This window comes from Streptomyces sp. B21-083, assembly GCF_036898825.1.
In the GTDB taxonomy this organism is placed as follows: Bacteria; Actinomycetota; Actinomycetes; order Streptomycetales; family Streptomycetaceae; genus Streptomyces.
On the sequence record NZ_JARUND010000002.1, the window covers coordinates 2,490,985 to 2,508,721 of the forward strand.

The 17,737-nt window shown below is 72.1% G+C and carries 17 protein-coding genes, 1 pseudogene and 1 riboswitch; of the genes and pseudogenes, 9 read left to right on the top strand and 9 right to left on the bottom strand.

Annotation, left to right across the window (positions count from 1 at the left end):
* Positions 1–230: 230 nt before the first annotated feature.
* From QA861_RS35140 to QA861_RS35150, 3 genes are read left to right on the top strand one after another with little or no spacing between them, the layout of a single operon-like run.
* Positions 231–1,271: an AAA family ATPase gene (locus tag QA861_RS35140; RefSeq protein WP_334592736.1), complete on the top strand. Its 1,041-nt coding sequence runs from the start codon at positions 231–233 to the stop codon at positions 1,269–1,271.
* Entirely contained in the window at positions 1,268–2,641 is a 1,374-nt protein-coding gene (locus QA861_RS35145; RefSeq protein WP_334592737.1) for a DUF58 domain-containing protein, read from the top strand. Before QA861_RS35140 ends, QA861_RS35145 begins: the two co-directional genes overlap by 4 nt.
* Entirely contained in the window at positions 2,638–5,028 is a 2,391-nt protein-coding gene (locus QA861_RS35150) for a transglutaminase TgpA family protein (RefSeq protein WP_334592739.1), read from the top strand. The genes QA861_RS35145 and QA861_RS35150 overlap by 4 nt, the downstream gene beginning before the upstream one ends.
* Positions 5,029–5,130: 102 nt before the next feature.
* Here QA861_RS35150 and QA861_RS35155 read toward each other — a convergent pair whose 3' ends face one another.
* The 3 genes from QA861_RS35155 to QA861_RS35165 form a co-directional block, all read right to left on the bottom strand.
* Positions 5,131–5,541 carry an SCO2097 family morphological protein gene (locus QA861_RS35155; protein ID WP_006383037.1) on the bottom strand — a complete coding sequence of 137 codons (411 nt, stop codon included), beginning with the start codon at positions 5,539–5,541 and terminating at the stop codon, positions 5,131–5,133.
* 274 nt (positions 5,542–5,815) lie between these two features.
* On the bottom strand, positions 5,816–6,586 hold the full coding sequence (locus QA861_RS35160) for a methyltransferase (protein WP_334592741.1): 771 nt from the start codon (positions 6,584–6,586) through the stop codon (positions 5,816–5,818).
* 138 nt (positions 6,587–6,724) lie between these two features.
* The gene (locus QA861_RS35165) at positions 6,725–7,294 is read right to left on the bottom strand and encodes an SAV_6107 family HEPN domain-containing protein (protein WP_334592742.1); all 570 of its coding nucleotides are present in this window, start codon (positions 7,292–7,294) and stop codon (positions 6,725–6,727) included.
* Between the two features lie 176 nt (positions 7,295–7,470).
* Between QA861_RS35165 and QA861_RS35170 the strand changes: the two are divergent.
* From QA861_RS35170 to QA861_RS35185, 4 genes and pseudogenes are all read left to right on the top strand, one after another.
* A pseudogene (locus QA861_RS35170) lies at positions 7,471–7,768 on the top strand (ATP-binding cassette domain-containing protein); the annotation flags it as partial.
* 70 nt (positions 7,769–7,838) lie between these two features.
* Positions 7,839–8,468, top strand: a complete 630-nt coding sequence (locus QA861_RS35175) for a TetR/AcrR family transcriptional regulator (protein WP_334592743.1) — start codon at positions 7,839–7,841, stop codon at positions 8,466–8,468.
* 384 nt (positions 8,469–8,852) lie between these two features.
* Positions 8,853–9,467, top strand: a complete 615-nt coding sequence (locus tag QA861_RS35180) for a DUF4126 domain-containing protein (protein ID WP_334592745.1) — start codon at positions 8,853–8,855, stop codon at positions 9,465–9,467.
* Between the two features lie 82 nt (positions 9,468–9,549).
* Positions 9,550–11,058 carry a phytoene desaturase family protein gene (locus QA861_RS35185; protein ID WP_334592746.1) on the top strand — a complete coding sequence of 503 codons (1,509 nt, stop codon included), beginning with the start codon at positions 9,550–9,552 and terminating at the stop codon, positions 11,056–11,058.
* A gap of 46 nt (positions 11,059–11,104) precedes the next feature.
* Here QA861_RS35185 and QA861_RS35190 read toward each other — a convergent pair whose 3' ends face one another.
* The 6 genes from QA861_RS35190 to QA861_RS35215 form a co-directional block, all read right to left on the bottom strand.
* A complete protein-coding gene (locus QA861_RS35190; protein WP_334592747.1) occupies positions 11,105–12,178 on the bottom strand; it encodes an SCO2102 family sporulation regulator in 1,074 nt (357 codons plus the stop codon).
* 56 nt (positions 12,179–12,234) lie between these two features.
* On the bottom strand, positions 12,235–13,158 hold the full coding sequence (metF, locus tag QA861_RS35195; protein WP_334592748.1) for a methylenetetrahydrofolate reductase [NAD(P)H]: 924 nt from the start codon (positions 13,156–13,158) through the stop codon (positions 12,235–12,237).
* Between the two features lie 125 nt (positions 13,159–13,283).
* Positions 13,284–13,970, bottom strand: a complete 687-nt coding sequence (thiE, locus tag QA861_RS35200) for a thiamine phosphate synthase (RefSeq protein WP_334592749.1) — start codon at positions 13,968–13,970, stop codon at positions 13,284–13,286.
* Positions 13,971–14,083: 113 nt separating this feature from the next.
* A complete protein-coding gene (locus tag QA861_RS35205) occupies positions 14,084–14,455 on the bottom strand; it encodes an Rv2175c family DNA-binding protein (RefSeq protein WP_334592750.1) in 372 nt (123 codons plus the stop codon).
* Between the two features lie 96 nt (positions 14,456–14,551).
* Entirely contained in the window at positions 14,552–15,790 is a 1,239-nt protein-coding gene (locus QA861_RS35210) for an NAD(P)/FAD-dependent oxidoreductase (RefSeq protein WP_443041619.1), read from the bottom strand.
* Positions 15,791–15,843: 53 nt separating this feature from the next.
* Complete coding sequence (locus tag QA861_RS35215; protein ID WP_334592752.1) at positions 15,844–16,215, bottom strand: avidin-fold protein; 372 nt, start codon at positions 16,213–16,215, stop codon at positions 15,844–15,846.
* Positions 16,216–16,266: 51 nt separating this feature from the next.
* Positions 16,267–16,379, top strand: a riboswitch (TPP riboswitch).
* Between QA861_RS35215 and thiO the strand changes: the two genes are divergently transcribed.
* Positions 16,377–17,540 (top strand): glycine oxidase ThiO, encoded by a 1,164-nt coding sequence (gene thiO / locus QA861_RS35220; protein WP_334592753.1) that lies wholly within the window; start codon positions 16,377–16,379, stop codon positions 17,538–17,540. Its footprint overlaps the riboswitch before it by 3 nt.
* The gene (gene thiS / locus QA861_RS35225; protein WP_334592754.1) at positions 17,537–17,737 is read left to right on the top strand and encodes a sulfur carrier protein ThiS; all 201 of its coding nucleotides are present in this window, start codon (positions 17,537–17,539) and stop codon (positions 17,735–17,737) included. Before thiO ends, thiS begins: the two co-directional genes overlap by 4 nt.

Consider the following 17,737-nt stretch of genomic DNA (forward strand, 5'->3'; position numbering starts at 1 on the left):
CGTACGTATGTCTCTACGAAATTTACCCTGCGCTTCAGGGCCGAAAAGCCCTGAAACGAGACATAGCCCTGCCAGTTGTCCACAGGCGAGTGACACGAACCGGTAACGGCAACAAGAATGCGGGTGTGACGTCACGCGGAACTTTCCCCGCGTGGTGTCCGTGTTTCGGGGTGGGCCGGTCCGCATCGCAGCGCGTCGGCCTGGAGAAAGAACGGGCCTAGGAGGGCCGTGTGACGACCTATGACGATCGAGCGAGCCTCACTGATCTGACCGCCACTGTGGAGCGAGTCCGCAGTTCGGTGGAGGGAGTGATCGAGGGCAAGCCTGAGGTCGTACGGCTTTCGCTGACCGTGCTGCTCGCCGAGGGGCATCTTCTGATCGAGGATGTTCCCGGTGTCGGCAAGACCATGCTGGCGAAGACGCTGGCCAAGTCCATCGACTGTTCCGTGCGGCGCATTCAGTTCACGCCGGACCTGCTGCCCTCGGACATCACCGGTGTGTCCATCTGGGACCAGCAGCGCCGCGACTTCGAGTTCAAACCGGGGGCGATCTTCGCGCAGATCGTGATCGGCGACGAGATCAACCGCGCGTCGCCGAAGACCCAGTCCGCGCTCCTGGAGTCCATGGAGGAGCGCCAGGTCACCATCGACGGGCAGACCTACGAACTGCCCAGCCCCTTCATGGTGGTGGCCACCCAGAACCCGGTCGAGATGGAGGGCACCTACCCGCTCCCGGAGGCACAGCGCGACCGCTTCATGGCCCGCGTCTCCATCGGCTACCCGAGTCCGGAGGCCGAGCTGCAGATGCTGGACGTGCACGGCGGCGTCTCACCGCTGGACGACCTCCAGCCGGTGGCCCACGCGCACGACATCGTGAAGCTCGTCGAGGCCGTCCGCAAGGTCCATGTCGCGGATTCGGTCCGGCGGTACGCGGTGGACCTGGTCGGCGCCACGCGCACCCACCCGGATCTCAGACTCGGCGCCTCGCCGCGCGCCACGCTTCATCTCTTGCGCGCCGCGAAGGCCTCCGCGGCCCTGAGCGGCCGGGAGTACGCGCTGCCGGACGACATCCAGGCCCTCGCCGTGGCTGTCCTGTCCCACCGTCTGCTGCCCACCGCCCAGGCCCAGCTGAACCGCCGTACCACCGAGCAGGTCGTGCAGGAGATCCTCCAGCGCACCGCCGTGCCCGCGGCGCCCCAGCAGCAGAGCGGCTTCGGGATGGGCCGCTCCGCGCCCGACTTCGGTCAGCAGCCGCCGCGGAGGCTTGGATGAGCGCGGCGGCGCCCGGGCACCCGGAGGACGACCAGGGCGACAAGGGTGACAAGGGCGGGGTGCGCACGGCGCTGGCCGGTCTCACCACCCGTGGGCGCTCCTTCCTGGCAGCCGGGGTCGCCGCCACCATCTGCGCGTACGTCCTGGGGCAGAGCGATCTGCTCCGGGTGGGTCTGCTGCTCTCCGTACTGCCGCTGGTCTGCGCGACCGTCCTGTACCGCACGCGCTACCGGGTGGCCGGCAGCCGCCGGCTCTCCCCCGCGCGCGTGCCAGCCGCCTCCGAGGCCCGCGTCCATCTGCGGATGGACAACGTCTCGCGGCTGCCCACGGGCCTGCTGATGCTCCAGGACCGGGTGCCGTACGTGCTCGGTCCGCGGCCCCGTTTCGTCCTGGACCGGGTGGAGGCCGGCGGGCGCCGCGAGGTGTCGTACCGCGTCCGCTCCGACCTGCGGGGCCGCTATCCGCTGGGCCCGCTCCAGCTGCGGCTGACCGACCCGTTCGGCATGTGCGAACTGACCCGCTCCTTCTCGACGTACGACACCCTGACGGTCATCCCGCGCGTGGACGCGCTCCCGCCGGCGCGGCTGACCGGCGAGGCCAAGGGATACGGCGACGGACGGCAGCGGGCGCTGGCGCTGGCCGGCGAGGACGACGTGATCCCGCGCGGGTACCGCTACGGCGACGACCTGCGCCGCGTGCACTGGCGCTCCACCGCCCGCTACGGCGAGCTGATGGTGCGCCGCGAGGAACAGCCTCAGCGCGCCCGCTGCACGGTGCTCCTCGACACCCGGGGCTTCGCCTATCTGGGCGCGGGCCCGGACTCGGCCTTCGAGTGGGCGGTGTCGGGCGCGGCGTCCGTCCTTGTCCACATGCTCGAACGGGGCTTCTCCGTACGGCTGCTGACGGACACGGGCAACTCCGTGCCCGGGGAGGGCGCCGAGGGTTTCGCGGGCGCCAGCCAGGGGTCGGCGGACGCGGCCGGACTGATGATGGACACCCTCGCGGTGATCGACCACTCGGACGGCATGGACATCTCCCGCGCCTATGACGTACTGCGCGGCGGTGGTGAGGGGATGCTGATGGCGTTCTTCGGCGACCTCGACGAGGAGCAGGCCGCGGTGGCCGCCAAGATGCGGCAGCGCAGCGGTGGGGCGGTCGCCTTCGTCCTGGACAGTGAGACCTGGGTGCGGGAACCCAACGACGTACCGGGTCCCGAGGACCCGGGCGAGGAGTCGCTGCGGATGCTGCGCGAGGCGGGCTGGACGGCGGTGCGGGTGCCGCGCGGGGCCGCGATGAGTGACCTGTGGCGCCAGGCGGACCGGGAGCGTTCCGGTCTCGGCGCCCTCAGCGGCGGGGTGGGACGTTCATGAGCGGGCGCGCACGACTGGCGCTGTGCGCCTGGGTGGCGACGATGCTGACGGCGTGCGCTCTGCTGCCGCTGGTCGAGGACGTGAGCTGGCTGCTCCAGGTGTCCATCCTGCTGGGCATACAGACGATCGTCGGCGCGGGGGCCCGGCGGTTGCCGCTGGCCTGGCCACTGACGGTGGCGGCGCAACTCCTCGTCACGCTCGTCCTGCTGACCGTGGTGTTCGCCCGGGAGCAGGCGTTCTTCGGCCTGATCCCCGGCCCCGAGACCTTCCAGCAGTTCGGCACGCTGCTGCAGAACGGCGCGGACGACATCGGGCGGTACGCGATCCCCGCGCCGCTGTCCGACGGCATCCGGCTGATGGTGGTCGGCGGCGCCCTGCTGATCGGGCTCGCCGTGGACACCCTCGCGGTGACGTTCCGCAGTGCGGCTCCGGCCGGCCTGCCGCTGCTCGCGCTGTACTCGGTCGCGGCCGGGCTCTCCGACGGCGGTGGCACCTGGGTGTGGTTCCTGCTGGCCGCGGCGGGTTATCTGATGCTGCTCCTGGCCGAGGGCCGGGACCGGCTCTCCCAGTGGGGGCGGGTCTTCGGTGGCGCCCCGCGTGCGCCGGGCGACCTGCCGACCGGCAGTGCGCTCGCCCCTGTTCGCACGGGACGGCGGATCGGCGCGGTCGCGCTGGGCGTGGCTCTGGTGGTGCCTCTGGCGCTGCCCTCGCTCGACGGCGGACTGCTGAGCGCCGCGGGTGGCGGGGTCGGCTCGGGCAGTGGAGGCGGCGGCACGATCTCCGCCGTCAACCCTCTGGTGTCGCTGCGCGACAGCCTGAACGTGGACGAGGACCGCCAGGTCATGTCCGTGCGCAACAGCACGGACGACGCCCAGGACCTGTATCTGCGGATCGTCTCGCTCGACTCCTTCGACGGCACGGCGTGGAAGCCGTCCCAGCGGCACATCCAGGATGTGCCGAACAAGTTCCCGACGCCGCTCGGCCTCAGGGCGGACGTGCGGCGCACCGAGATCACGACGAGCATCTCGGCTGCGGACTGGTACGCCCAGGACTGGCTGCCGATGCCGTACCCCGCGACCGGGGTGAAGATCGACGGCAGCTGGCGCTTCGAGCCGGTGGGCCGCACTCTCGTCGGTGACCACGGCCAGAACACGCGCGGTGCGCGGTACACGGTGACGAGCCTGGACGTGCAGCCGACCGCGCGGCAGCTCGCCGAGGCACCGGAGCCGGACCCCGCGCTGGTGCGTGAGTTCACCCAGGTCCCGGAGTCGTTGCCGGCGATCGTGTCGCGCACCGCGCGCGAGGTCACCGCCGGTTCGGCGAACGCCTACGAGCAGGCGGTCAAGCTCCAGGACTACTTCTCGGTGAGCGGCGGCTTCCGGTACGACACCCAGGTGCAGGTCGGCAGCGGCTCCAACGCGATCGCGCGGTTCCTGAGGGACAAGGAGGGCTTCTGCGTCCACTTCTCCTTCGCGATGGCGTCGATGGCCCGCACGCTGGGCATTCCGGCCCGGGTCGCGGTGGGCTTCGCGCCGGGCACCCCGCAGCCGGACGGCACGGTCTCGGTGGGGTTGCGCGATGCGCACGCCTGGCCCGAGCTGTACTTCGAGGGCGTCGGCTGGACCCGCTTCGAGCCGACCCCCACCCGTGGTTCGGTGCCCGATTACACGCAGTCCCAGGCGCCGAACAGCGACATCCCTAACCCGGATGTGCCTTCGCAGAACGCCTCCGTGGCGCCCTCCGACTCCGCCTCGGCGGGTCAGACCTGCACGGCGGCGCAGCGGCGGCTGGACGGTGGATGCGCGAGCGAGTCCGCGCAGGCCGCGATCGGCCAGAACGGCGACAGCGGCTGGTGGTCTCCCGCACTGGGGTGGACGCTGGCCGCGCTGGCCGTGCTGGCGCTTGTGCTGCTGCCGATGCTGTGGCGGCTGCGGATCCGGGCCGTTCGGCTCGGGGCGCACGGCCGCGGTGACGCCGACGCGACGGTCCACGCGCTGTCGGCCTGGCAGGAACTGACCGACACCGCCTGGGACTTCGGCATCAGTCCGGAGGAGTCCCAGACACCCCGCAAGGCGGCGGCCAGGATCGTACGCCTCGGCCTTCTCGATCCGACGGCGGCGGACGCCGTGCACCGGGTGGCGGACGCCGTGGAACAGGTCCTGTACGCGCCCAGTCCCCGTCCGACGGCGGGTCTCGCGGAGGATGTGCGACGGGTGACCGAGGCGCTGCGCGCCACGGTGGGCCGGGGCACGAAGCTGCGTGCGATGTTCGCCCCGCGTTCGACCGTCCGTGTGGTGTGGGCGCTGTCGGCACGCTGGACGGCGTTCAGCGAGCGGGCGCTGGCGGCCAGGCCGGCCCTGCGCAAGCCGTGGGGTCAGCAGACCTGACGGCCCGACGGCCGGACATGCCGGTGGCCCGGAACCCCAAGGGATTCCGGGCCACCGGCGTTTCATGTCTCGCGGTCACAACGAGGGGACTGCGGCCGGACGCTACTGGCCACCCTGCTGTTCGTCGCGGCGGCGCTGCCAGCGCTCCTCGATGCGGTCCATCATGGAGCGCCGCTGCCGACCCTGTCCGCGACCGTGCGGAGCTCCGGGGGCGGCACCCGCGGCGGGCTGTTCACCCGGCTTGGGAGCCTTGCGCCAACCTGTCACGGCCAGTACCGCACAGCCCAGCATGACGAGGAACCCCACCACGCTGACCCAAATCTGCTGTGCGACCATTCCGGCCATGAGGAGCGCGATACCTACGAGGAAGCCCGCGACCGCCTGGTAGACCCGTCGCCGGGTGTACGTGCGCAGCCCGCTTCCCTCAAGCGCTGTCGCGAACTTGGGATCTTCGGCGTACAGCGCTCGCTCCATCTGCTCGAGCATTCGCTGCTCGTGCTCCGAGAGCGGCACGGAGTCCTCCTCATCGTGCAGTCGCCGGGGCGACCGGGGGTCCCCTTCAGGATAGGCAGGGAATCGCCCCCGTGAAACCCGCCCCTCTACGCCAATTGACAACCGGAATCCGCCATGGCCGCCCGGCTCACTGAGGCGTTCATTCCCCAGCAACCGGCCGGTCATGCAGAGCGGTCTCCCTCGATCATACGGCTCCGGGCGGCCGATCGGGGGGCCTGTGGCGTACTCCATCTGCGGCCGAGCCCCTGATCAGCGGTCCGCCGACGGAGGTGACTCAGGCCCCAGTGGCGTCCGGCGTCTCGCCGAGCACATGGAGCTGGGTGGCCACGGAGTGGAACGCGGCCTGCTCGGCCGCCGCGGCCTCCAGCTTCAGCAGCGCGTCCAGGGCGCCGGGCTCGGTGTCCACGAGGACGCCCGGCACCAGGTCGGCGAAGATCCGTACGCCGTGCACGGCGCCCACACGCAGACCCGCACCCTCGACCAGTGCGGTGAGCTGTTCCGCCGTGAACCGGTGGGGCACGGGGTCACTCTCCCCCCAGCGGCCGTTCGGGTCGTCGAGCGCCTGCTTGGCCTCCTTGAAGTGCCCGGCGAGGGCGCGCGCGAGCACGGCGCCGCCGAGTCCGGCGGCGAGCAGGCTGAGGACGCCCTCGGGGCGCAGGGCGGCCACCACGTTGCGGACGCCTTCGGCGGGGTCGTCCACGTACTCCAGGACGCCGTGGCAGAGCACCGCGTCGTAGCCACCGCGCTCGACGACGTCGAAGAGGCCGTGCGCGTCACCCTGGACGCCCCGGACACGGTCGGCTACGCCGGCCTCGGCGGCCCTTCGCTCCAGCGCGAAGAGCGCGTTGGGGCTCGGGTCGACGACGGTGACGCGGTGGCCGAGGCGGGCGACGGGCACGGCGAAGTTGCCGCTGCCGCCGCCGGTGTCGAGGACATCCAGCGACTCGCGCCCGGCGGCTTTGACCCGGCGCTCCAGGGCGTCCTGCAGGACCTCCCAGACCACTGCGGTCCGGAGAGAGGCGCGGGGGCGAGTCGGGTTCGACACGGCAGGTGACTCCTCGGCGCGGCGCCGCCTCTTGTACGGCGGGGTGAACGGGGTGCCTCCCCGGCCCCGGTGGGCTGCGGAAAGGCTGCGACTTCCCCACCACCCTATGGCCTCCGCCGGCGTACCCGGTCATCCGTCTCAGCCCGCGTCCGGGACACCCCGGTCGCTCTCCTGGAGCGGGTCCGGAGGCGTGTCCGGGTCCTGGCGCGGTTGGGGAAGCACCGGCTGGAGGACGAGCATCCTCTCGACGAGACGCAGGAACATCGCCACGTCACGTATGAGGTCGTCGGCGTCGCGGCTGCCGGCCGCGCCCTGGATGCCGGCCTCGGCGCGGGCGCGTCGGCGGGCGCCGGAGGCGAACAGCGCGCTCCACTCGGTGAGTTCGGGCGCTATCTCGGGGAGCACCTCCCAGGCGCTGCGGATACGGGCCCGGCGCCTGGGGGTGGGCTCGGGGCGGCCCCGGGCGGCGAGCACCGCCGCGGCGGTGCGCAGGGCGGCGAGGTGCGCGGTGGCATACCGCTCGTTCGCGGTCTCCAGGACCGACGCCTCGTCGAGTCCGGCGCGGGCCTGGGCGAGCAGGTCGAGGGCGGCGGGCGGCGCTGTGGCCCGGCGGAGCACGGGGTGCACGTCGCCCGCAGGGCCGTTCAGTGAGGGGGCAGGGCCGGGGGCGCGGCGCCGACGGGCGGCGGCTGCGTTCGAACTGGCCATGACGAACCTCCTGTCGTCTGTGTGACGGCGCGTCCCGACGGGAGGTGCCGTATGTGCCCATCGTGCGGTATGCCACTGACAATCCGTTCTGACCTGGTCTTTTCTTCGATCGAAGGTTCGAGATAGTTTTGCACTGACCAGTCAGTTCAAGGCCTTCGGGCTCAAGGGGCCTCGCGCCGTCCGGATCGGGACGCACCTGCCTGCTGCTCGCGCTCGCGCACGTGCCCGGCATCACCGACCTCGACCCCGCCCTGACCGTCGGGGAGCACCTGCGCGAACGGGCGCTGCTGGAGCGCCGGTTCGGCGATTCCCTGCGCGGGCTGCCGCGGCCACGGGCGGAGCGGGTGGCCGCGACGGAGCAGCGAGTCGACGCCCGCGTCGGCGGCCGCCGGTCTCGACCGCGAGGCACCGCCCAAGGGCTCCCGGACCGCCGTACGCGATCTGGAGCGGCTGGAGGCGCTGGGGCTGTCCGTGGGCTGCATCCGGAGTTGAGCCTGTGACGTCTCGTCAGCGTGGGCCCGGTGTTCCTGTGAGAATCAGGGCCATGGAACGCAGCAGCACCCCGTCGGGCGGCAGTCCCCGCCGCGAGGCCACCCGGCAGAAGCTCTACGAGGCCGCCGTCACCCTCATCGCGGAACAGGGCTTCTCCGCCACCACGGTGGACGAGATCGCCGAGCGGGCCGGAGTCGCCAAGGGCACGGTCTACTACAACTTCGCGAGCAAGTCGGTCCTCTTCGAGGAGTTGCTGCGGCACGGTGTGGAACTCCTCGCCGCCTCCCTTCGGGAGGCGGCCGAGCGGACCGACCGGGAAGGCGGTACCAAGGTCGACGCCCTGGACGCGATGATCCGGGCCGGGCTCGTCTTCATCAGCCGCTACCCGGCCTTCACCCAGCTCTACGTGGCCGAACTGTGGCGCACCAACCGGACCTGGCAGTCCACCCTGATGGTGGTCAGACAGCAGGCGGTGGCGGTCATCGAGGACGTCCTGCGCGAGGCGGTGACGGGCGGCGAACTCAGCGACGAGATCGACATCCCGCTGACCGCGGCGGCCCTGGTCGGCATGGTCCTGGTCGCCGCCCTGGACTGGCAGTCCTTCCAGCCCGAACGTTCCCTGGACGACGTCCACTCGGCCCTGTCCCGGCTGCTCCAGGGGCGGGTCGGCGGTAACCGCTAGGGCGGGCGGGGCAGGGCGCACAGGAAAGCGCCGGTCCGAGGTGGCCGCGTCCCCCGCGGGCCACCTCGAACCGGCGCTTCCTTCCTGCTCCCCCGTTCCCCTCCCCCGTCTTCCCCGTTCCCCCGTGCGGTCGTTCCCCAGGGTCCCCCCGTGCCTCGCTCCCGCCGACGGATCGACGGAAGGAGCGGTCCAGGGCGCCGGCACCGTTCCGCCGCCCCGTGTCGGCGGTACCGGAGCCGTGCCCTTTTCCGTGTCTCCACTCTCTCGTTCCCGCAGGTCGCCGCTCATCCGTGCGCCTACTCATCTCTCGTCCTAGGTACGCGTACTCAGCCCTGCGCACTCACCCCCAGGACGCGCCGTTGCCGACTGGTTACGATCGCGTCCGTGTCCGTACTCCCTTTGGTCTTCACCAGCGGCTGGGCCAGCGGCATCAACGCCTACGCGGTGGTGCTGCTCCTCGGCGTCTTCGGCGCGACCGGGCTGAGCGACGAGGTGCCCGAGTCGTTGCAGCGCCCCGAGGTGCTCGTCGTGGCGGGCGTGCTGTTCCTGTGCGAGGCGGTCGCCGACAAGATCCCGTACGTGGACTCGGCGTGGGACGCGGTGCACACGGTGATCCGGCCGGTCTCCGGGGCCGTCGTCGGGGCGCTGCTGGCCGGGCAGAGCGGTTCGCTGCCCGACCTCGCGGCAGGCGCGATCGGCGGTTCGACGGCGCTGGCCAGCCATGTGGTCAAGGCCGGGACGCGGATGGCGGTCAACACCTCGCCGGAGCCCTTCAGCAACGTGCTCCTGAGCCTCGCCGAGGATCTCGGGGTCGGCGGCATCGTGACGTTCGCGATGTTCCACCCACAGGCGGCGGCGATCACCGCGGGCACGCTGCTGCTCGCCGGCCTGGTCGTGCTGTACTTCCTGGTCTCCCGGATCAGACGGTTCCTGCGGCGCCGGGCCCAACGGCGCGAGGAGAAACGGCTCGCGGGGCGGACAGGGTGGCCGCCGGGCTGAGCCAGGCCACCCGTGTTCCCGTGAACTCCCTGGTCACAGGCGCGTGACCCGACTGTCAGTGGGGGCCGATAAAGTCCCTCGCATGGCACGGATTGCGGTGATCGGCGCCGGCATGGGCGCGATGGCGGCCGCTGCCCGGCTGGCCGTCGCGGGCCACCGGGTGGCGGTGTACGAGCGTGGGGAGACGTACGGCGGAGCGGTGCGCCGCTTCGAGCGCGACGGCTTCTCGTTCGACACGGGCCCCGGGCTGCTCACCCTGCCCGCGGTCTACCGCGATCTGTTCGTCAAGACCGGCAAGCAGCCCCTGGAGGAGTGCGTCGAGCTTGTCCAGGTCGACCCGTCCTCGCGGCACGTCTTCGCGGACGGCACGGAGGTCGCCCTGCCGAACGCGTCCCGCGCGGGCGTGGTCGAGGCTCTGGAGACGGCTCTCGGGGCCGGGGCGGGCGACCGCTGGGGCGACTTCCTGGTCAGGGCCCGCGAAACCTGGGACCGCACCCGCAGACCGCTCCTGGAGGAGCCGCTGTGGACCGACTGGCGGGTGCTGGCCGAGCGTGAGCCCTATCCGGCGGTCCCCCACAAGCGGCTGCTGCGCGCCCGTCGGGCCGGCACGCTGGCCGAGGTCGCCGCCTGGGAACTGCGCGACCGGCGTCTGACCGCCCTGCTCGACAGCCACACCCTTGCCTACGGCCTCGATCCCCGGGACACCCCGGCGAGCGCGGCCGTGCTGCCGTACATGGAGCACGCCTTCGGCACCTGGTATGTCCGGGGCGGCGTCCGGGAGTTGGCGCGCGCGGTGTACGAGAGGTGCGTGGCCCGGCGGGTCGAGTTCGTCTTCGGCGCCGAGGTCACGGGGATCGTCGAGAAGGACGGCCGGGCGGCGGGGCTGGAGCTGTCCGACGGCACCGTCACGGAGGCCGATCATGTCGTCGCGGGCGTGGATCCCGTACGGCTGAGAGGGCTGACGGAGCACGCGCTCGACGCGGAGGGTGACGTGCTGCCCGACGCGTCGACGCCGTCGCCGGGCCGGTTCACCGTGCTGCTGGCCCTGCGCGGGGGCCGTGCGGCGGGCGTCGCGCATCGCACGGTCGTGCACACGCCGGACCGGGACGCCGAGTTGGACTGGGTGAGCGGGGAGGGAGACGGCCCGGTGCGGCCCACGGTGACCGTGCTGCGGCCGGACGATCCCACGCTGCGGCCCGACGAGGAGCACGAGTCCGTGGTCCTGACTGCGGCGGCACCACCCCGGGGCGACTGGGCGGCGGACGGGGTCGCGGACCGGTTCGCGACCCTGATGTCAGAGGCGGCCGACGCCGCGGTTCCCGGGCTGCGTGAGCGGGTTCTGTGGCGGGAGATACGCACGCCCGGGCGCAGCGCGGACGAGACCGGCGCCTTCTGCGGAGGCGTGTCGGCGCCGTCGCTCGCGGGCGCGAAGGGGGACTTCCTGCATCCCGCCAACACCACCCGGCTGCCGGGGCTCTCTCGCGTGGGCGGCTGGTCGCACCCCGGGGGCGGACTGGCGCACGCGGGCATGTCGGGCGCGCTGGTCGCCGGACTGATCGTGGAGGGGCCGGACTTCCGGGGTTCGCAGTGAACCCCGGGGTGGCCGGGCTGAGCGGCGGTCCTCAGCAGCGGCGCGGCTAGAAGCGGTACTGCTCGTCGTACCCGTTCCCGGGAGTCTGACCGTTGCCGTTGCCCTGCCCGTTGTTCTGGCCGTTGCCGTTGTCCTGGTAGGGATACTGCTGCTCCGGCGGGAGTTCGCCGCCGAACAGCGGGTCGTCGGTGTTGCGCTGCTGCGGGACCCAGACACCGCTCGCCGGGGTCTCGCCGTAGCCGCCGGTGCCGTACTGCTCCTGACCGTAGCCCTGCTGGCCGTACTGCTGCTGGTCGTAGCCGGAGTCGTACGAGGTGCCGCCGTAGCCCTGGCCGATGTACGGGTCGGAGTAGGCGGCGTACTGCTGCTGGCCCGAGGCGTCGTAGCCGTACTGCTGCTGGTCGTAGCCGGTGTAGCCGTCGTACCCGTAGTTCTGGTCGGCGCCCTGGGTGGCACCGGCGTACGACTGGTCCTGCCCCGCGCCCGCGTACGACTGGTCCTGGCCGGTCGCCGCCGCGTACGCGGCGTCGCTGTATATGCCGTAGGAGCCGGTGTCGTCGGGCAGGGGCTGAGGTTCGTAGACGGCCCCACCCTCGGCGCCCGCGGGCCGGACGGAACGGGCCGGGGTGAAGACGTCGTCCCGGTCGTAGTCACGGTCGAAGTCGTTGCCCTGCTGGTACGTTCCGGCACCGGTGTCGTAGGCGTCGTGGCCCGCGCCGTCGGCGGAGTCGTCGCCGAAGCCCGCGTCGGCGCCGTTGCCCGATGCGTACGCGGCCTCGGACGCCTCCAGGTCGGAGACCTCCAGCGTCGGGTCCTTGTGCTCTCCGTCGCCGCGGCCCTTGCCGAACCGGGAGAGGAAGCCCGGGCGGCCGGCGACGGCCCAGCCGGCCGAGAAGCCGCTGCGGAACGACAGGGTGACGTACGTCTGCCCGACCGCGAAGGCCGCGGCCCCCAGGCCGATGACCAACACGTTCGGGATGAGCACGCCGAAAACCACACAGAGGAACCCGGCGAAGGCGAGGAGCCGCCAGCGCAGCCGTGCCTTGTACTGCAGCAGAACCTCGCCGAGCAGCCACAACGCGACGACGCCAAACGCGATGTAGAGGACCGTCCAGCCCATGTACGCCCCTCTCCCAGTGGCCGCTACGCAGTGTGTCGTACGCCCGTGCGGCCGGTCTAGGCCCGCTGTGGGTGGTGCAGACCCAGGTTCTCGTAGATTTCCAGCGAGGCCGTGGAGTTGTTCAGCGTGATGAAGTGCAGTCCGGGGATTCCCTCGGCCAGCAGTCGCGCGCAGAACTCCGTGGCGAACTCGATGCCAATGGAGCGTACAGCCGCCGCGTCGTCTTTGGCTGTGAGGATCCGCTCTTTCAGGGTGGAAGGGATGGCCGCGTTGCTGAGCTGCGGCAGCCGCTCCAGCATCCGCACGCTGGTCACGGGCATGACCTCGGGGATGACCGGGGTGGGGCAGCCCGCCGCCGCGACCGCGTCACGCAGCCGCAGATACGACTCCGGGTGGAAGAACATCTGGGTGATCGCGTAGTCAGCGCCGGCCCGGCACTTGTCGACGAAGTGCGTGACGTCCGTGTCCCCGTCCGGGGAGCGGGGGTGGGTCTCGGGGAAGGCGGCGACACCTACGCAGAAGTCACCCGACTCCTTGATGAGACGCACGAGTTCGGCGGCGTACGTCAGCCCGCTCGGGTGCGGTACCCACTCGGCCATCGGATCGCCGGGCGGGTCTCCGCGCACGGCCAGGATGTTACGGATGCCCGCGTCGGCGTACTGGCCGATGATGTTGCGCAGTTCGGCGATGGAGTGGTTGACCGCGGTGAGGTGGGCGACCGGGGTGAGCGTCGTGTCGGAGACGATCTGCTGGGTCTCCTTGACCGTGCCGGCGCGCGTCGACCCGCCGGCGCCGTACGTCACGGACACGAAGTCCGGCGCGACCGCCTCGACCCTCCTGAGCGCGTTCCACAGGTTCCGCTCACCCTTGGGGGTCTTCGGCGCCGAGAACTCGAAGGAGTACGTGGTTTTGCCGGTCGCGAGCATGTCACGCACAGTGCGCGCGTGGTCGGTTCGGGTGGACGCGGTTCCGAGGGCCATACCCGCAGGTTAGTCAGGGGGTGGCGGTCTCCCAACCGGATGGCGGAATTTTGCCCCGGAATGTCGACTTGTTGTCCACGCTTCGGACAGCTGCGGCTGGGCCTCGGCGGTCTCCCGCCGTCCGCTTACCGGGATCGCAGCCGCTCGGCGAACTCCGCCGCCGCCGCGCCCGGGTCGTCGGCCTCGGTTATCGCCCGTACGACGACGACCCGACGGGCGCCCGCCGCGAGCACCTCGTCCAGGTTGCCCAGGTCGACACCGCCGATGGCGAACCAGGGTCGCTCGGTGGCGAGCCCGGCCGTGTACCGGACCAGGTCGAGGCCGGGCGCGTGGCGGCCCGGCTTGGTGGGGGTCGGCCAGCAGGGGCCCGTGCAGAAGTAGTCGACACCCTCCTGGACGGCGGCTGCCGCCGCCTCGGACTCGGCGTGGGTGGAACGGCCGATGAGCACGTCAGGGCCGAGGATCGCGCGGGCCGCCGGGACGGGCAGGTCGCCCTGGCCGAGGTGCAGGACGTCCGCGCGGGCCGCGTGGGCGACGTCCGCGCGGTCGTTGACCGCGAGGAGTCTGCCGTGCCGGGCGCAGGCGTCGGCGAAGATCTGGAGGTGGTCCAGTTCCTCGGCCGCCTCCATGCCCTTGTCGCGCAGCTGCACGATGTCGACACCGCCGGCCAGGACGGCGTCGAGGAACTCGACGAGGTCGCCCTGCCGTCTGCGGGCGTCCGTGCAGAGGTATACCCGGGCGTCGGCGAGCCGGGCGCGGGCGGTGCTGGTGTCGGCGGTCGCCCCGGGCACGGCGTCGGTCGTCTCGGGCATACGTGTGTCCCCCCGTGGGCGCGCCCACGGGGTGTTCTCCCGGGCGCGCCCCTGCGTGGTGTGGCGGTGCGCGGATCGCGGCCTGCGGACCGCACACCGAACGGCTGGTCGGATCAGACGGCGAGCGCCTGGGCGCGGCGCTTCACCTCCGTGCCGCGATTCTCACTGAGGGCCTGCGCGGGGGTGCCGGGCAGGCTCGGGTCGGGAGTGAAGAGCCACTCCAGCATCTCTTCGTCGGAGAAGCCGTCGTCCCGCAGGAGCGTCAGGGTGCCGGTGAGGCCCTTGACGACCTTCTGCTCGGCCCCGTCGATAAATGCGGCGGGGACGTGCAGCGCACGGTTCTCGCCACGGCGTACGGCGATCACTTGGCCCTCCTTGAGCAGCTGCCGAACGCGCGTCACCTCGATGTCGAGGATTTCCGCGATGTCGGGCAGCGTGAGCCAGGCAGGGACGAGAGCATCGATCTTTGCGTCAATCTCGGTCACGGGACAAGCGTGCCATCCCGCACTGACAGTCGGAAGCCGGACCCCTGCGACCTGGGCCGTTACGGTGGCGTCGAGGCCGCGTCGAGCCCCCTCGGACTACGCCGTGGCCGCCTTCAGCGGCCTGGACGGGTCGGTCAGCGCCTCGGCGTCCATCAGGGAGCCCGCCTCGACCAGCCGGCGCCCCTGGGCCAGGTCGCGGGGGCGGCCCACGGCCAGCAGGGCGACCAGGCGGCCCTCCCGCAGCCAGCAGACCGTCCAGGCGGGGCCGGACGGGTCACCGCGCCACAGGGTGATGTCGGCGGACTGGTGGTGGCCGACGTACTGGACGAACCGGCCGAACTGCTCCGACCAGAAGTACGGGACCGGGTCGTAGGCCGCCGGGGACTCCCCGATGATGTTCGCGGCGACCGTCCGGGGTCCCTGGAGGGCGTTGTCCCAGTGGTGGACCAGAAGACGCCGGCCGTACCTTCCCGAAGGGAAGGAGGCGCAGTCGCCGACCGCGTAGACGTCCGCCGCGGAGGTGCGCAGATGGTCGTCGGCGACGACTTCCCGGTGGTCGCCCAGGGCGATTCCCGAACCCGCGAGCCAGGCGGTGGCCGGGCGGGCGCCGATGCCGACGACGACGGCACCCGCGGGCAGCCGTGAGCCGTCGTCCAGCACCACCGCGCCGGGCTCGACGCGTGCCACGCGCGCGTGGGTGCGCAACGAGGCGCCGCTGTCGGCGTACCAGGCGGCCATCGGCGCGGCCACCTCGGCGGGCAGGGCACCCGCGAGCGGCCGGTCGGCGGCCTCGACGACGGTGACGGCGCAGCCCGCCTCGCGCGCGGCGGTGGCGAACTCGGCGCCGATCCAGCCGGCCCCGACGACCACGATGTCGTGCTGGCGTGCGATAACGGGCCGCAGCCGCTCGGCGTCGTCGAGGGTGCGCAGCAGATGCACACCGGGGACACCCTCGGTGCCCGGCAGCCGGATCGGTTCGGCGCCGGCCGCGAGCACCAGGACGTCGTACGGGACAGGTCCCTCGGCGGTGTCCAGTTCGTGTTCGGCGGCGCGGACGCCCAGCACCTCGCGCCCGAGCAGCAGTTCGATGTCGAGGGCCTCGAAGTCGACGTCGAAGGCGGAGCCCTCCGCCTTGCCGAGCAGGACGGCCTTGGACAACGGCGGCCGGTCGTACGGTTGATGGGGTTCCGCGCCGAGGATCGTGACGGTGCCGGTGAACCCCTGCTCCCGCAGCGCGACCGCGGTCTGCACCCCGGCCATGCCCGCGCCCACGACGACCACGCGTCGCTGCCGAGAGCCGCCCTCTGTGCCCTGTGCCTGCGTCTGCTCACTCACTCGATCACCATAGACAACTGACAAATTGTCAGTCAGTGGGCGCGGTGAGTGACCTACTGCACACCCACGTCCCCGACCCGTTCGCCCTGTTCGACCTGTTCCACCACGCTCGTCCCGCTGCCCGGCTGCGACTCCCACTCCCAGGTCTCCGCCAACCGCACCCGCCCGTCCGGCAGTTCGGTCACCTCGGAGACACAGTGACCGCAGGAGGTCGTCCCGTCGTGCTTCAGCTGCACGTACCGGAAGTCAAGACGGTCCCCCTCCCGCGTACCCACGAGATGACCGCGTACGACATCTCCGCCCGTGTACTCGGCCCAGATCTCACCGTCCCGCTCGTGGTAGGTGAACCGGGTGCGCGTACCCACCTGACCTGGCGCCTGGTCCGCGACCGGGGCGAGGACGAGGCCGTCGAGCGAGCGGGGCATGGGCTGAGGCTCCCTTACATGTGCGTTGCTCTGCGGGCTAGGCTGATCAGCGTAAGCACTCGCGGGAGCCCGGACGCACCGGGCTGAGAGGGAGGCTGGGCGGCCTCCGACCGTACGAACCTGATCCGGGTCATGCCGGCGAAGGGAGGGGCTGGACGCCCATGTCGCGTACGCACACCTCGGACGTCGTTGTCGTCGGCGGCGGGATCATCGGGCTGGTGACGGCCTGGCGGGCCGCCCAGCGCGGGCTCGCCACGACCGTCGTGGATCCCGTGCCGGGCGGCGGGGCCGCGCAGGTGGCGGCCGGGATGCTGGCCGCCGTCACGGAGCTGCACCACGGCGAGCAGACCCTGCTCGGGCTCAACCTGGAGTCCGCCCGCCGCTATCCGGACTTCGTGGCCGAGCTCACCGAGCTGACCGGCCGCGACCTCGGCTACCGCCGCTGCGGCACGCTCGCCGTCGCGCTCGACGCCGACGACCGCGCCGAACTGCGCGAACTGCACGCCCTGCAGCAGCGGTCGGGCCTGGAGTCGGAGTGGCTCTCGGGGCGCGAATGCCGACGCCTGGAGCCGATGCTCGCGCCGGGCGTGCGCGGGGGGCTCCGGGTGGACGGCGACCACCAGATCGACCCGCGACGGCTGGCCGGGGCGCTGGTGGACGTCTGCGAGCGTGCGGGCGTGGTGCTGCGCCGGACGTGGGCCGAGCGGCTCGACGTTCGGCGGGGGCGGGCCGTCGCGGTCACCGACTCCGCCGGCGACGAACTGGCCGCCGGATCGATCGTGCTGGCCGGGGGCAGCCTCAGCGGACGCCTCGCAGGGGTCCCGGAGGCCGTTCTGCCGCCCGTACGACCCGTGAAGGGGCAGGTGGTCCGGGTGGCCGTGCCGGAGCGGTACGCGCCGTTCCTGAGCCGGACCGTCCGGGCCGTGGTGCGGGGCAGCCAGGTCTATCTCGTACCGCGCGAGAACGGGGAGCTGGTCGTCGGAGCGACGAGCGAGGAGTTGGGCTGGGACACGACGGTCACGGCGGGCGGCGTGTACGAACTCCTGCGCGACGCCCATGAACTCGTCCCCGGGATCACCGAGCTGCCCTTGACGGAGACGCGGGCCGGACTGCGCCCCTGCTCCCCCGACAACGCGCCCCTGCTCGGCCCGACCGCGCTGGAGGGACTCCTGCTGGCCACGGGCCACTACCGGAACGGCGTGCTGCTGACACCGGTCACGGGAGACGCGCTGGCCACCGCCCTGGCCACGGGTGAACTGCCCGACGAGGCCCGGGCCTTCACGCCCCGCCGGTTCGACACCGTACGCATGGAGCAGCTCGTATGAACATCCTGGTGAACGGCCGACAGCGCGAGGTCTCCTCGGACACCGCGCTCGACACTCTGGTGCGGACCCTCACCCCGGCGGCCTCCGGGGTGGCCGCCGCGCTCAACGAAACCGTCGTCCCGCGCGCGCGGTGGTCGGCGACCCCCCTCTCCGAGGGAGACCGCGTCGAAGTCCTCACCGCCGTCCAGGGAGGCTGA

Coding starts and splice junctions, on each gene's coding strand:
- QA861_RS35190 (WP_334592747.1), bottom strand. CDS start 12,178: ATGGGCTGGACGGTCCTCTACATCGCGTTTGGCGTCGTCGCGTTGTGG.
- QA861_RS35185 (WP_334592746.1), top strand. CDS start 9,550: ATGGCACGGATTGCGGTGATCGGCGCCGGCATGGGCGCGATGGCGGCC.
- thiO (WP_334592753.1), top strand. CDS start 16,377: ATGTCGCGTACGCACACCTCGGACGTCGTTGTCGTCGGCGGCGGGATC.
- QA861_RS35175 (WP_334592743.1), top strand. CDS start 7,839: ATGGAACGCAGCAGCACCCCGTCGGGCGGCAGTCCCCGCCGCGAGGCC.
- QA861_RS35215 (WP_334592752.1), bottom strand. CDS start 16,215: ATGCCCCGCTCGCTCGACGGCCTCGTCCTCGCCCCGGTCGCGGACCAG.
- QA861_RS35145 (WP_334592737.1), top strand. CDS start 1,268: ATGAGCGCGGCGGCGCCCGGGCACCCGGAGGACGACCAGGGCGACAAG.
- thiS (WP_334592754.1), top strand. CDS start 17,537: ATGAACATCCTGGTGAACGGCCGACAGCGCGAGGTCTCCTCGGACACC.
- metF (WP_334592748.1), bottom strand. CDS start 13,158: ATGGCCCTCGGAACCGCGTCCACCCGAACCGACCACGCGCGCACTGTG.
- QA861_RS35150 (WP_334592739.1), top strand. CDS start 2,638: ATGAGCGGGCGCGCACGACTGGCGCTGTGCGCCTGGGTGGCGACGATG.
- thiE (WP_334592749.1), bottom strand. CDS start 13,970: ATGCCCGAGACGACCGACGCCGTGCCCGGGGCGACCGCCGACACCAGC.
- QA861_RS35165 (WP_334592742.1), bottom strand. CDS start 7,294: ATGGCCAGTTCGAACGCAGCCGCCGCCCGTCGGCGCCGCGCCCCCGGC.